General features: G+C 67.3%; 14 protein-coding genes. 9 read left to right on the forward strand and 5 right to left on the reverse strand.

Features of this window, described 5'->3' with window-relative positions; genetic code table 11:
• Positions 1 to 689 precede the first annotated feature (689 nt).
• Positions 690 to 2,765, reverse strand: a complete 2,076-nt coding sequence (dnaA, locus tag ACZ4WS_RS14040) for a chromosomal replication initiator protein DnaA (RefSeq protein WP_467980195.1) — start codon at positions 2,763 to 2,765, stop codon at positions 690 to 692.
• A 398-nt stretch (positions 2,766 to 3,163) separates the two neighbouring features.
• Between dnaA and rpmH the strand changes: the two genes are divergently transcribed.
• The 9 genes from rpmH (at position 3,164) to ACZ4WS_RS14085 (ending at position 10,162) form a co-directional block, all read left to right on the forward strand.
• On the forward strand, positions 3,164 to 3,301 hold the full coding sequence (rpmH, locus tag ACZ4WS_RS14045) for a 50S ribosomal protein L34 (protein WP_006381191.1): 138 nt from the start codon (positions 3,164 to 3,166) through the stop codon (positions 3,299 to 3,301).
• An 18-nt stretch (positions 3,302 to 3,319) separates the two neighbouring features.
• The gene (gene rnpA, locus ACZ4WS_RS14050; protein WP_467980196.1) at positions 3,320 to 3,691 is read left to right on the forward strand and encodes a ribonuclease P protein component; all 372 of its coding nucleotides are present in this window, start codon (positions 3,320 to 3,322) and stop codon (positions 3,689 to 3,691) included.
• A complete protein-coding gene (gene yidD / locus ACZ4WS_RS14055; RefSeq protein WP_467980198.1) occupies positions 3,688 to 4,053 on the forward strand; it encodes a membrane protein insertion efficiency factor YidD in 366 nt (121 codons plus the stop codon). Before rnpA ends, yidD begins: the two co-directional genes overlap by 4 nt.
• 3 nt (positions 4,054 to 4,056) lie before the next feature.
• Positions 4,057 to 5,340, forward strand: a complete 1,284-nt coding sequence (gene yidC, locus ACZ4WS_RS14060) for a membrane protein insertase YidC (RefSeq protein ID WP_467980200.1) — start codon at positions 4,057 to 4,059, stop codon at positions 5,338 to 5,340.
• Positions 5,341 to 5,355: 15 nt separating this feature from the next.
• Positions 5,356 to 5,865, forward strand: coding sequence for a Jag family protein (locus ACZ4WS_RS14065; RefSeq protein ID WP_467980202.1), 510 nt, complete (start codon positions 5,356 to 5,358; stop codon positions 5,863 to 5,865).
• 129 nt (positions 5,866 to 5,994) lie between these two features.
• Positions 5,995 to 6,711, forward strand: coding sequence for a 16S rRNA (guanine(527)-N(7))-methyltransferase RsmG (rsmG, locus tag ACZ4WS_RS14070; protein WP_467980203.1), 717 nt, complete (start codon positions 5,995 to 5,997; stop codon positions 6,709 to 6,711).
• A 340-nt stretch (positions 6,712 to 7,051) separates the two neighbouring features.
• Positions 7,052 to 8,125 carry a ParA family protein gene (locus ACZ4WS_RS14075; protein ID WP_467980205.1) on the forward strand — a complete coding sequence of 358 codons (1,074 nt, stop codon included), beginning with the start codon at positions 7,052 to 7,054 and terminating at the stop codon, positions 8,123 to 8,125.
• Complete coding sequence (locus tag ACZ4WS_RS14080; protein WP_467980207.1) at positions 8,122 to 9,216, forward strand: ParB/RepB/Spo0J family partition protein; 1,095 nt, start codon at positions 8,122 to 8,124, stop codon at positions 9,214 to 9,216. Before ACZ4WS_RS14075 ends, ACZ4WS_RS14080 begins: the two co-directional genes overlap by 4 nt.
• A 328-nt stretch (positions 9,217 to 9,544) precedes the next feature.
• Entirely contained in the window at positions 9,545 to 10,162 is a 618-nt protein-coding gene (locus ACZ4WS_RS14085; protein WP_467980209.1) for a GNAT family N-acetyltransferase, read from the forward strand.
• Positions 10,163 to 10,263: 101 nt separating this feature from the next.
• Here ACZ4WS_RS14085 and trxA read toward each other — a convergent pair whose 3' ends face one another.
• From trxA to sigM, 4 genes are all read right to left on the reverse strand, one after another.
• Positions 10,264 to 10,596, reverse strand: coding sequence for a thioredoxin (gene trxA, locus ACZ4WS_RS14090; RefSeq protein WP_327430080.1), 333 nt, complete (start codon positions 10,594 to 10,596; stop codon positions 10,264 to 10,266).
• Positions 10,597 to 10,639: 43 nt separating this feature from the next.
• The gene (gene trxB / locus ACZ4WS_RS14095; RefSeq protein WP_467980210.1) at positions 10,640 to 11,605 is read right to left on the reverse strand and encodes a thioredoxin-disulfide reductase; all 966 of its coding nucleotides are present in this window, start codon (positions 11,603 to 11,605) and stop codon (positions 10,640 to 10,642) included.
• Positions 11,606 to 11,786: 181 nt separating this feature from the next.
• Complete coding sequence (locus tag ACZ4WS_RS14100; RefSeq protein WP_467980212.1) at positions 11,787 to 12,740, reverse strand: hypothetical protein; 954 nt, start codon at positions 12,738 to 12,740, stop codon at positions 11,787 to 11,789.
• A complete protein-coding gene (gene sigM / locus ACZ4WS_RS14105; protein ID WP_467980213.1) occupies positions 12,737 to 13,453 on the reverse strand; it encodes an RNA polymerase sigma factor SigM in 717 nt (238 codons plus the stop codon). The genes ACZ4WS_RS14100 and sigM overlap by 4 nt, the downstream gene beginning before the upstream one ends.
• Between the last annotated feature and the right edge of the window lie 3 nt (positions 13,454 to 13,456).

Below are 13,456 nucleotides of genomic sequence, written 5' to 3' on the forward strand. Positions count from 1 at the left end.
TTTGTCCACTGACCCTGTGGGTGGAGGCGGTGGAAAACCGGGGGTCTCTGTGGACGGCGAAAAGTTCTGCACACTCGATGCACAGCCTGGGGGCACTTCTCCCCAGCGGCGTCCCCAGGTTTACCCACGTTGCCCACAGCCCAACCGGACACCTTGATGTGACGCCTTTCACTCGACACGGTGAGAGAGCGCGTCGCGTTGCCGAACAGTGGACAGGGGTGTGGAGAAGCTGGGGATCACTGGGGACAACCGGCTCCAGCCTGTGGGTCGGCGGTGGACAACTGCATGCACACCCTGTGGATCTTTTCTTCGTCCACAGTCTGTGGAGAGTGTTTGTCCACGAATCCACAAGGGGTTGACCTGGTCTGATGGTCTTTCAACAGCACCCTCTGTGGACACGATCTGGACAACTTCCCAGTCCCCAGGGTGTGGACGCCAGAAAGTCACCGAATCTGTGGAGAGTGGCCGTAACCGGGCTCGTATTCGAACAACGGGTGCCGCGTGCGTGACCGCGGGACGTCGCGGCCGCCCTCCGGACGGCTCCCTGGAGACCCCTGAGAACGGCGAAAGACGCCCTCGGAACGTGTGCGAGGACGGCGAAAGGCGCCCTCAGAGCGCGTGCGAGAACAGCGAAGGGCGCCCTCGGGAGCGAGTCCCGGGGCGCCCTCAGCGGCGTGCCGCCGCGCCTGTCAGCCGTTCTTGATGCGGTTCGTGAGCTCGGTGACCTGGTTGTAGATGGAGCGGCGCTCGGCCATCAGCGCGCGGATCTTGCGGTCGGCGTGCATGACGGTCGTGTGGTCGCGGCCGCCGAACTGCGCGCCGATCTTCGGCAGCGACAGGTCGGTGAGCTCACGGCACAGGTACATGGCGATCTGCCGCGCCGTCACCAGGACGCGGCTGCGCGAGGATCCGCACAGGTCGTCCACCGTGAGGCCGAAGTAGTCGGCGGTGGCCGCCATGATGGCCGTCGCGGTGATCTCGGGGGCCGAGTCCTCGCCGCCCGGGATCAGATCCTTGAGGACGATCTCCGTCAGACCGAGGTCCACCGGCTGCCGGTTGAGCGACGCGAACGCCGTCACCCGGATCAGCGCGCCCTCCAGCTCGCGGATGTTGCGCGAGATCCGGGACGCGATGAACTCCAGGACCTCCGGCGGAGCGTTGAGCTGCTCCTGCACCGCCTTCTTACGAAGGATGGCGATACGGGTCTCCAGCTCGGGCGGCTGGACGTCCGTGATCAGACCCCACTCGAAACGGTTCCGCAGTCGGTCCTCCAGGGTTACCAGCTGCTTGGGCGGCCGGTCACTGGAGAGCACGATCTGCTTGTTCGCGTTGTGGAGCGTGTTGAAGGTGTGGAAGAACTCCTCCTGCGTCGACTCCTTGTCCGCCAGGAACTGGATGTCGTCGACCAGCAGGATGTCCATCTCCCGGTACCGCTTGCGGAAGCTGTCGCCCTTGCCGTCGCGGATGGAGTTGATGAACTCGTTGGTGAACTCCTCGGAGCTCACGTACCGCACCCGCGTGCCCGGGTAGAGGCTGCGCGCGTAGTGCCCGATCGCGTGCAGCAGGTGCGTCTTGCCGAGACCCGACTCCCCGTAGATGAACAGGGGGTTGTACGCCTTCGCCGGCGCCTCGGCGACCGCGACCGCGGCGGCGTGCGCGAAGCGGTTCGAGGCCCCGATGACGAAGGTGTCGAAGAGGTACTTCGGGTTCAGGCGCGCGGTGGGCTCGCCAGGACCGGTCGCCGGCGCGGGCTGCGCGGCGAGCGGGCCGGGGGCGCCGCTGGAGGAGGGCAGCGCGGGCCCGCCGCGGTGCACATGACCGCTGCCCGAGGACGGCTCCTGGCGATCGCGGCGGTCCGGGCGCTGGTCGTAGTCGGAGCGCGGCTGGTCGTAGTCCGGGCGCTGGTCGTAGGGCGGGCGCTCCATGGACTGCGGCCGGTAGTCCTGGGACGGCGAGGCGTACGGGTCACGCTCGGGGAAGCCGAGGCGCTGCTGCTGCCAGCCGTAGTCGTCCTGGGAGTGCCGCGGCCAGGCGCCCGGCTCGGGGCGCTGGTAGTCCGGGTACGCGGGGCGGGCGGTCGGGAGCTGGTCTCCGCGGCCGTTCGGAAGCTGGTCCGGATGGCCGGAGGGCAGCTGGTCGCCGGGTGCGCCAGGGAGCTGGTCGGAGCGGCCGGACCTGCGGTCGTCGGCGCGGTGGCGGCCGTACCCCTCGTATCCGTCGCGTCGCTGCCCGTCGTAGGCGTTCCGTTCGTCACGTGCCTGGTTGTCGTAGCCGTTCCGCTCGTCGCGGCCCTGGTTGTCGTAGCCGTTCCGCTCGTCGCGGCCCTGGTTGTCGTAGCCGTTCCGCTCGTCGCGCGGCTGGCCGCCGTACGTGTTCTGCTCGTCGCGGCCCTGGCTGTCGTACGGGTCGCGGCCCTGGCCCGACCCGGAGGGGAGCTCCTTCTCCTCGTAGCGGGGCTGGGCGGGCGGAGCAGGGGCCTGAGGCTCGCCGGCGGAGTCGTCGACGGTGATCGCGATCCGGATCGGGCGGCCGCACTCGCGGCTCAGGGTTTCGCTGACGATCGGTGCCAGGCGTCCTTCGAGTACGCCCTTCGCGAACTCGTTCGGGACTGCGAGCAGTGCGGTGTCCGCGACCAGCGCCAGGGGCTGGCAGCGCTTGATCCAGTGCTCGTCCTTCGTCTCGACACCCTGACCGCGGCCCTCACCGAGAAGCTGTTCCAGTACTCGTGGCCACACTGCGGCAAGATCGGCAGGTACGTCGGCCACAAGGCACGCTCTCTCACGGGTCCCACGAACGTGTGGTTCTGGGAACAGGTTGGGAAGTCAGTCGGGTGGGGCGGGAGGAACAAAACCGCTGGGGCGGTGGGAAGGGAACGAATCGGAGTTCAGCCACGGTAGTCAGAGCGACCGCTGCGGTTCAAGTTGTTGTCCCCAGCCTGTGGATAGTGTCTCCTGGCGGAGGCTGGTTTGACCGGATGGCGTAGCCCCGCGTACCGTGACCAGGTCGAGTTGTCGATGGCTGCTGCCGCCTGCCTCCGATGGGCACAGGTCACGTCGAGTGATCGGGAAGCGGTGCACTCGGGCGTAATTACGAGCTACTCGTGGGCGCACGGTGACAGCCAAGGCGGCACCCCGCCACCACCGATTCTTTCTGGAGCCCCCGAGTGAGCAAGCGCACCTTCCAGCCGAACAACCGTCGTCGCGCCAAGACCCACGGCTTCCGCCTGCGGATGCGCACCCGTGCCGGCCGCGCGATTCTCGCGAACCGCCGTGGCAAGGGTCGCGCGAGCCTGTCCGCCTGATCACTTACAGGTCATGACGTGCTGCCTACCGAGCATCGGCTGAGGCGGCGCGAGGACTTCGCGACCGCGGTACGCCGAGGACGCCGGGCCGGACGCCCGCTCCTCGTCGTCCACCTTCGTAGCGGTGCAACGGACCCGCACGCGCCTGGGGAGAGCGCTCCCCCGACGCGTGCGGGTTTCGTCGTGAGCAAAGCCGTGGGTGGAGCGGTCGTACGCAACAAGGTGAAGCGCAGGCTTCGCCATCTGATGCGTGACCGAGTGGCCCTGTTGCCCCCCGGTAGCCTGGTAGTCGTACGAGCGCTGCCCGGTGCGGGCGACGCCGACCATGCACAGCTGGCCCGAGACCTGGATGCCGCCCTTGAGCGGCTACTGGGAGGGGGCGCGCGATGAAGTACCCGCTGTTGGCTCTCATCAAGCTGTACCAGTGGACCATCAGCCCGCTGCTCGGGCCGGTGTGTAAGTACTACCCGTCGTGCTCCCACTACGGCTACCAGGCCATCGACCGGCACGGTGCGATCAAGGGAACGGCACTCACCGCCTGGCGCATCCTCCGGTGCAATCCGTGGTCGCTGGGCGGTGTGGACCATGTCCCGCCGCGTAAGCGTCCGCGGTGGCACGAATTGCTGCGTAACGCCTGGCGTGCACGCAAGGGCGGGACCTCCGCCGCCGAACAGGCCATCGAGGGGCACGGTATGTCCGACCACCCCTCGAGCCCGGCCGCCGAGACCCCGTCCCATGCTCAAGGAGCCTGATTAGTGGACACGATTGCCAGTCTTTTCAGCTTTATCACGACACCCGTTTCGTGGGTCATCGTCCAGTTCCATGCCGTATACGGGAAGATCTTCGGTCCCGATACGGGCTGGGCCTGGGGCTTGTCCATCGTGTCCCTGGTGATCCTGATCCGTATCTGCCTCATCCCGCTCTTTGTGAAGCAGATCAAGTCGACTCGGGCGATGCAGACGCTGCAGCCCGAGATGAAGAAGATCCAGGAGCGCTACAAGAACGACAAGCAGCGCCAGTCCGAAGAGATGATGAAGCTGTACAAGGAGACGGGTACCAACCCGCTCTCCTCGTGTCTTCCCATCCTGGCGCAGTCGCCGTTCTTCTTCGCCCTGTACCACGTGCTCAACGGCATTGCGACCGGCAAGACGATCGGCGTCATTGACGACCAGCTGCTGGCCAGCGCGCGACAGGCACACATCTTCGGTGCCCCGCTGGCTGCGAAGTTCATGGACAGCTCGGCGAAGGTCGAGGCGCTGGGCGCCTCGCTGACCGACGTCCGCGTCGTCACCGCGGTCATGATCGTGCTGATGTGCTTCTCGCAGTTCTACACGCAGCGTCAGCTGATGACGAAGAACGTCGACACCACGGTGAAGACGCCCTTCATGCAGCAGCAGAAGATGCTGATGTATGTCTTCCCGGTCATGTTCGCCGTCTTCGGCATTAACTTCCCGGTCGGTGTCCTCGTCTACTGGCTGACCACCAACGTGTGGACCATGGGCCAGCAGATGTACGTCATCCACAACAACCCGACCCCGGGCAGCAAGGCCCAGGCCGCGTTCCTGGAGCGCCTGCAGAAGCACGTCACGCACCACGGCAAGACCCGCAACCGCCGCGAGAAGGCGATCGTCAAGGCGATCGTCGCCAAGGGCCGCGACCGCAACGAGTACGAGCGCAAGTTCATCAACAGTCTGACGAAGGTGGGCCTCGCGGCCCAGTCCGACGGCGCCGTGGCGAAGAGCGAGAGCACGACCGTCACCGAGACCGAGGACGGCACCCCGACCACCGGCGGCGGCGCCCCCAAGCGTCAGCAGCCGAAGCGGCAGTCCAAGTCCCAGCGCCAGTCGGGCACGGCCAAGGCGGCCGGCGAGTCCGAGCCGAAGACCTCGCTCAGCAAGTCCGACGAGCCGGAGGACGCCAAGCCCAACGCCGCCAAGCCGGCAGACGGCGGCAACAAGCCCGGCACCGGTACCCGCAGCAAAGCCCAGTCCGGACAGCGCAAGGGTCCGCAGCGGCCCAAGTCCCCGTCCAAGAAGTAAGAAGGAGTCCATCCCGTGACGGAAGGCACCACCTCCGCCGCCACCGAGGGCGACACCCTGACCCGCCTGGAGCAGGAAGGCGAGATCGCGGCGGACTACCTCGAGGGTCTGCTGGACATCGCCGATCTCGACGGCGACATCGACATGGACGTCGAGGCCGACCGCGCCGCTGTCTCGATCATCAGCGACGCCGCCGGCCGCGACCTGCAGAAGCTGGTCGGCCGTGACGGTGAGGTGCTGGAGGCCCTACAGGAGCTCACGCGCCTGGCCGTGCACCGGGAGACCGGAGACCGCAGCCGCCTGATGCTGGACATCGCGGGCTACCGCGCCAAGAAGCGCGAGGAGCTTTCCGAGCTCGGTGCCAAGGCCGCGGCCGAGGTCAAGAGCTCCGGCGAGCCCGTGAAGATGAAGCCGATGACGCCCTTCGAGCGCAAGGTGGTGCACGACGCGGTCAAGGCCGCCGGACTGCGCAGCGAGTCCGAGGGCGAGGAGCCGCAGCGCTTCGTCGTCGTGCTTCCCGCCTGATCGGTACGTACGTTCCTCCGGCCCCGTCTGTTGAGCAGGCGGGGCCGAAGTTTGTCAGCCTGGTAGTCCCTGAATAGTCCTGGTGGTCAGCGCTCAATGCGCTTATGCGGTACGGAAGGACGGTCCCCCGTGACGGAGGCAGCGGAGCTTCCTCCCGCGCCCGAGCAGGCGCGCGAGGTATTCGGTGATCGCTTCGCGGACGCGGTCCGGTACGCGGAGCTCCTGGCCGAGACGGGAGTGAAGCGGGGGCTGATCGGCCCGCGTGAAGTGCCCCGACTGTGGGAGCGGCACCTGTTGAACTGCGCGGTGCTCTCCGAGGTCGTACCCGAGGGGGTGACGGTGTGCGATGTCGGTTCAGGTGCCGGGCTGCCTGGTATTCCGCTGGCGCTCGTCCGCGAGGATCTCAAGATCACGTTGCTTGAGCCGCTGCTGCGGCGCACGAACTTCCTCACCGAAGTCGTGGAGCTCCTGGGCCTCGACCATGTGACGGTCATCCGTGGCCGTGCCGAGGAGGTCATGGGCAAGCTTCCGCCTGTCCACGTGGTGACCGCGCGCGCCGTGGCGCCTCTGGACCGCCTGGCCACCTGGGGTATCCCGCTGCTGCGCCCGTACGGCGAGATGCTCGCACTCAAGGGCGACACTGCGGAGGAGGAGCTGAAGAGTGCTGCCACGGCGCTCAGCAAGCTCGGTGCTGTGCAGACCTCCGTCCTCCATGTCGGAGAAGGAGTGGTGGATCCGCTCTCCACCGTCGTGCGTGTCGAGGTCGGGGAGAGCCCTGGCGGTGTGCGCTTCGCGGCCAAGCGAGCGAAGGCCGCCCGGACCGGGCGAGCGCGACGTCGGCGCTGAGCCCGAGAGGCTGGATGGACCTTGGACTCCCGGTTCCGAACGGTGGAGCCGGGAGTTTTTCGTCACTCCCGCTGATCCGTCCTGACGACGAGTCGTACTCCACACAAGCTGCCAAACCTACGCATCTCGGAGTGTCGCGCCGCGATGGCCGTGGCGGCTAGGCATCGTGTTTCACGTGAAACGTCGCTCACTGTTGCACGGCATCATCAGTCGCGGCCGAGCCGCGGCCGAACCCCGCGACCGGAAGCCTCTCGGTTCACTCCGAGAGGGTGTGGAGTTGTCCACAGAGGTGGATTTCTCCACAGAAGAACGGGCCTCGCTGGTTCACGACCCCGAAGACATGGGAGGCTCTGTTCATTGCGAGCCTGAAGTCGAGGAGAGTGAATCCTTGCGGTCCGACGCCAACATCGCGGGACCGATGACCGATCCGGTCCCCGGTCCCCGTACCGAGTCGATGGGGGAGGATGTTTCACGTGAAACACCGCCCCCGATGGACGACACTCCCATCGGTCGTGCTGCCCAACTGGCAGTGGAGGCGCTAGGTCGCGCCGGTGAGGGTCTGCCACGGCCTGAGCAGACCCGTGTCATGGTGGTCGCCAACCAGAAGGGCGGGGTGGGCAAGACCACGACCACGGTCAACCTTGCCGCCTCGCTCGCCCTGCACGGCGGGCGCGTCCTGGTGATCGACCTCGACCCCCAGGGCAATGCCTCCACCGCGCTGGGCATCGACCATCACGCCGAAGTGCCATCCATCTACGACGTGTTGATCGACAGCAAGCCGCTCTCCGAAGTCGTCCAGCCGGTCCCTGATGTCGAGGGTCTCTTCTGCGCCCCCGCCACGATCGATCTCGCCGGTGCGGAGATCGAGCTGGTGTCCCTGGTGGCCCGAGAGAGCCGGCTGGAACGAGCGATCCAGGCATACGAGCAGCCGCTGGACTACATCCTCATCGACTGCCCGCCGTCACTCGGCCTCCTGACGGTCAACGCGCTGGTTGCCGGCGCGGAGGTCCTCATCCCCATCCAGTGCGAGTACTACGCGCTGGAAGGCCTGGGCCAGCTCCTGCGCAATGTCGACCTGGTCCGGGGGCACCTCAACCCGAACCTGCATGTGTCGACCATCCTGCTCACCATGTACGACGGCCGGACCCGCCTGGCGTCCCAGGTCGCCGACGAGGTGCGCAACCACTTCGGTGACGAGGTGCTGCGGACGAGCATTCCTCGCTCGGTCCGTATCTCCGAGGCCCCGAGCTACGGGCAGACGGTGCTGACCTACGATCCAGGGTCAAGCGGTGCCCTCTCGTATCTTGAGGCCGCACGAGAAATCGCCCTCCGCGGAGTCGGAGTGGCATACGACGCGCAACACGCCCACGTGGGCGCACAGAACGATCAGAACATGGTGGAGGGGATCCAGTGAGCGAGCGACGACGAGGGCTGGGACGGGGCCTCGGCGCACTGATCCCCGCGGCTCCGACGGAGAAGACGGTTTCCTCGCCGGCGGGTGGAGCTTCCGCGTCGCCGACGGCCGTACCGGTGCTCACCGCGGAGCGCGGTGTAGCGGCGGCGAAGGTGGCCACGCTGCCGCCTGTTTCACATGAAACAGAGGAGCTGTCGTCGAACGCGGTCCAGGAGGTGCCTTCGGCGCCTGTCGGTGCTCACTTCGCCGAGCTGCCCCTCGACTTCATCACCCCGAACCCGCGTCAGCCCCGAGAGGTATTCGACGAAGACGCTCTTGCTGAGCTCGTCACCTCCATCAAGGAGGTCGGGCTGCTCCAGCCCGTCGTCGTACGTCAGGTGGGTCCCGCGCGCTACGAGCTCATCATGGGCGAGCGGCGCTTCCGGGCCTGCCGTGAGGCGGGGCTCGAGGCCATTCCGGCGATCGTTCGGGCCACCGACGACGAGAAGCTCCTCCTGGACGCACTGCTGGAGAACCTGCACCGCGCTCAGCTGAACCCGCTGGAAGAGGCGGCTGCCTACGACCAGCTGCTCCAGGACTTCAACTGTACGCACGATCAGCTGGCGGACCGCATCGGCCGGTCGCGCCCGCAGGTCTCCAATACCCTGCGTCTGCTGAAGCTCTCTCCCGCGGTCCAGCGTCGTGTCGCCGCCGGAGTTCTCTCCGCTGGGCATGCGCGGGCCCTGCTGTCCGTCGCGGACTCGGAGGAGCAGGACCGGCTTGCCCACCGCATCGTGGCCGAGGGGCTCTCGGTGCGGGCCGTCGAGGAGATCGTCACCCTCATGGGATCGCGGCCTCAGACCGCCCCGCGCTCCAAGGGGCCTCGGGCCGGCGCTCGGGTCTCTCCGGCGCTGAGTGATCTGGCGACGCGCCTGTCGGACCGCTTCGAGACCCGGGTGAAGGTCGACCTGGGCCAGAAGAAGGGCAAGATCACCGTCGAGTTCGCCTCGATGGACGACCTTGAGAGGATCCTCGGCTCCCTCGCCCCGGGCGAAGGTCCGGTCCTTCAGAAGAGCCTCCTGGACGATGACCCCGAGGACACGGAAGCCTGAGTCGGCCGGTGGCGTGCCGGTCTCCGGATCGGCCAATCACCAGAGTGGGCCGTGTCCGGTGTGTACCGGAACACGGTCCGCTCTTTGCTTTCTGGCGGTATCGATGGAATCGCATCGTGGATACGATGCATCCGGGTATGGCGCATCCACCTGGCAGCACCTTCATTGGGGAGGCGGGGGCCATGCAAACCGTCAGCCGTGCCGGACTGGTGACCGTGGGCCTGGGCCTGGGAGCGGTCGGCGGCTTCGTCGGCAGCCTGCTCAGGGAGCGGAGCGCTCTGACAGCTGCCCGTGACGCTGCGGGCGAAGGAAGCGAGGAACATCCTTCATGGGGCGTCGGCTCGTACCACTCACGCTGGACAACCTTCAGGACCTTCCCAAGCGCTGTCGCGCGTGCGTCTTCTGGGAGCTGGACCCAGTCAGCGGTGAGGCCGCGGTAAAGGCGGGAACGCCCGGGCTGGAGAAGGAAGCCTGGATCTCAGCTGTCCTGCTGGACTGGGGATCCTGCGGGCGTGTCGTCTACGTGGACGACGTACCCGTGGGCTTCGTGCTGTACGCGCCACCGGCGTACGTTCCCCGCTCGACCGCCTTCCCCACGAGCCCGGTGTCGCCGGACGCGGTCCAGTTGATGACCGCCTTCATCATGCCGGGCTATCAGGGCCAAGGGCTCGGCAGAGTGATGGTCCAGACGGTTGCCAAGGATCTGCTGCGTCGGGGCTTCAGGGCGATCGAAGCCTTCGGGGACGCCCGGTGGAAGGAGTCGGCCTGCGTGCTGCCCGCCGACCATCTGCTGGCCGTCGGCTTCAAGACGGTGCGGCCTCACCCCACCTATCCCCGCCTCAGGCTGGAGCTGCGGACGACGCTCTCCTGGAAGGAAGACGTGGAGCTGGCGCTGGACCGCCTTCTGGGAGCAGTACAGAAGGAACCGGCGCTCCGCCCTCTGTAGCGGGCGCTCTGCCTCTGTAAAGCGAATGGGCCAACCCGGAAGGGCTGGCCCATTCGTGTTTCACGTGAAACACACGCCGCTTGCGCGCGGCGGCTCACCGACTACTCGGCGATGAAGTCCTCGAGGTCACGCACGATCGCGGCCTTCGGCTTCGCACCCACGATGGTCTTGGCAACCTCGCCGCCCTGGTAGACGTTCAGGGTCGGGATCGACATGACGCCGTACTTGGCGGCCGTGCCCGGGTTCTCATCGATGTTGAGCTTGACGACCTCGATCTTGTCGCCGTACTCGGCGGCGATCGCCTCGAGCGACGGCGCGATCTGGCGGCACGGACCGCACCAGGCAGCCCAGAAGTCCACCAGGACGGGCTTGTCGCTCTTGAGGACGTCGGTCTCGAAGGAATCGTCGGTCACGTTCTTCAGGGTGCCGGCCACGGCGGGCTCCTTAACTTGTTGATGCGGTGGGGCGGATGGGGGATCAGACGGCGGCAGTCGCGGCAGCAGCCTCGCTGTCGGCGAGAGCGGCGAGGTAGCGCTCGGCGTCGAGGGCGGCGGAGCAGCCGGTGCCGGCCGCGGTGATCGCCTGACGGTACGTGTGGTCGACGACGTCACCGGCGCCGAAGACACCGGTCAGATTCGTCCGGGTCGAGGGCGCCTCGACCTTCAGGTAACCCTCGTCATCCAGGTCCAGCTGCCCCTTGAAGAGCTCGGTGCGCGGGTCATGACCGATCGCGATGAACAGACCGGTCACCGGCAGCTCGGAGAGCTCGCCAGTCTTCAGGTTGCGCAGCGTCAGGCCTTCGAGCTTGGGGTCGCCCTTGACCTCGGCGACCTCGCTGTCCCAGACGAACTTGATCTTCGGGTCGGCGAAGGCACGCTCCTGCATCGCCTTCGAGGCGCGCAGGGTGTCCCGGCGGTGGACGATCGTCACGGACTTGGCGAAGCGGGAGAGGAAGGTCGCCTCCTCCATCGCGGTGTCGCCGCCGCCGATCACGGCGATGTCCTGGTCCTTGAAGAAGAAGCCGTCACAGGTGGCGCACCAGGAGACGCCGCGTCCGGAGAGGGCGTCCTCGTTGGGCAGGCCGAGCTTGCGGTGCTGCGAGCCCGTCGTGACGATGACGGCCTTGGCGCGGTGCACGGTGCCCGCGGTGTCCGTGACGGTCTTGATCTCGCCGGCCAGGTCGACGGCGACGACGTCGTCCGGGACCAGCTCGGCACCGAAGCGCTCGGCCTGGGCGCGCATGTTGTCCATGAGCTCGGGGCCCATGATGCCGTCCTGGAAGCCGGGGAAGTTCTCCACCTCGGTGGTGTTCATCAGCGCACCGCCTGCGGTGACGGCGCCCTCGAACACCAGCGGCTTCAGCGACGCGCGCGCGGTATAGAGCGCTGCCGTGTAGCCGGCGGGCCCGGAGCCGATGATGATCACGTTACGGACGTCGCTCACGGCTTGAATCCTCGTCTCTGGAGACTGCTGCTTACCGGTGGGAGCCTCTCTCAGTACTCTCACCCCACCCAACGGATCCTAAGGGGCTTCAATTCCCGGTGTGTCCGGGCACACGGAGACGGGGCACCGCACAGAGATGCCTAGCGGTGTCTGGGGATGAGGGCGGTCGGTGCTGACGCGCTCAGGACCGGGCGTACGACTGCGTCAGCAGGAGCTTTCCGGGGGATGCGGAGTCCTGCTTCGCGCAGGCGGAGTCAACGATGTATGCCGTGACTTTTGTGCCATCGGAGGCATCGGGCAGCACGAGGAGATAGACACTCGTCCCCTTGTATGTGCCCTTCTCAGCGGCGAGGACGGCTCCGCCGTCTCCGGTCCCCTGCTGGACGCAGTCGGGGACCGGCACGGTGGGCACGTTCAAGGTACTCGGTCCGCCTGACTCGGAACCCGCGGTATTGGACTCGAGGCCCCAGGGCTTTGCGCTGCCGGAGCGGCTGCCCGTGTTCTTGTTCTTCGCGAGAAGATCCGCGACCTGGCTCTCCAGCTTCCCCTCGGAGAAGGTGACCTTCGAGCCGGAGTCCGGTTGACTCGCTGTCTGAGGACTCTTGCCGGAGCTGTCGTCGCCCATCGACTGCACAAGGATCGCGCCCAGCCCCAGCACGGCGGCTGTGAAGACCGTGCCGAGAACGACCGTCCTGCGGCGCCCCCGGCGTACCCGGTGGGCACGGCCGGGGCCGGTGGCGGCGCGAGGATGTCCGGAGGGGCGGTCTGCCGAGGAAAGAGAGCCCGGGTCGGCCGATGCGACGGAGACGTCGGCCGTCGATGTTTCACGTGAAACGCTCGCGCGTTCGCCCTTCGCACCGGACTCACGATCGGGTGCCGTGGCACTCAGTAGGGCTTCCGCGGCCAGGGCGGCATCGATACGGCCGGCCACGTCGTCGGGCATGCGTGAAGCGCCCGGCAGGGTGCCGAGCAGCCCCCGGATCTCCTCCAGCGAGTCGTACACGTCGGCACAGAGCACGCAGTCATCGAGATGACGTCGCACGTCCGCGGTACGAGAGGGCGGGAGCAGACCTTCGGTGAGGTCGGAGATCTCCGCGACGTCCGGGTGCCCGGCCGTATCCGTCGTGGATGTCACGCTCGCCCACCTCCGCCCTTCACAGCAGCTGAATCGCTTGGCCCTGCATCAGTTGGTCCCGCTGCCGGTGGGACGGATGTCCCCTGCGTCCGGTTCCTTCCGCCGCCCGACTTCTTGCTGTCCTCGCTGCTCCCGTTCTCCGTGCGGAGGTGGGTGAGCAGGGGAAGCAGTCTGGCTCTGCCGCGTGCGCAGCGGCTCTTCACCGTCCCGGTCGGCACATCGAGGATGCGGGCTGCCTCCGCCACCGGGTAGCCCTGCATGTCCACCAGGACGAGGGCGGCGCGCTGGTCGGCCGGGAGGGTGCCCAGTGCCTCCAGGAGCTCGCGATGCAGGTCATTGCGCTCGGCCGGAGCGGAGGCGGACTCATGCGGCTCGAGGAGCTGCTCCAGGCGTTCGGTGTCATCCACGGGGGAGGTTTTCCTGGAGGCTGCCTTGCGGGCGCGGTCCAGGCAGGCGTTCACCGTGATGCGGTGCAGCCAGGTAGTGACGGCCGACTGGCCACGGAAGGTATGAGCGGCCCGGTAGGCGGAGACCAGCGCGTCCTGGACCGCGTCAGCGGCTTCCTCGCGGTCTCCCAGCGTCCGCAGGGCCACCGCCCAGAGCCGGTCGCGATGGCGCCGCACGATCTCACCGAAGGCCTCAGGATCGCCCTCTACGTGACGGGCGAGGAGGTCCTGATCGCTTGCGTCGCCGTATGCGGTTTCATCGGCCATCGG

The organism is Streptomyces sp. NPDC029292, assembly GCF_055569295.1.

What these genes read in the sequence shown, in the direction of transcription:
- ACZ4WS_RS14075 (WP_467980205.1), top strand. Translation starts at nt 7,052, where the DNA reads ATGGGAGGCTCTGTTCATTGCGAGCCTGAAGTCGAGGAGAGTGAATCC.
- yidD (WP_467980198.1), top strand. Translation starts at nt 3,688, where the DNA reads ATGAAGTACCCGCTGTTGGCTCTCATCAAGCTGTACCAGTGGACCATC.
- ACZ4WS_RS14085 (WP_467980209.1), top strand. Translation starts at nt 9,545, where the DNA reads ATGGGGCGTCGGCTCGTACCACTCACGCTGGACAACCTTCAGGACCTT.
- sigM (WP_467980213.1), bottom strand. Translation starts at nt 13,453, where the DNA reads ATGGCCGATGAAACCGCATACGGCGACGCAAGCGATCAGGACCTCCTC.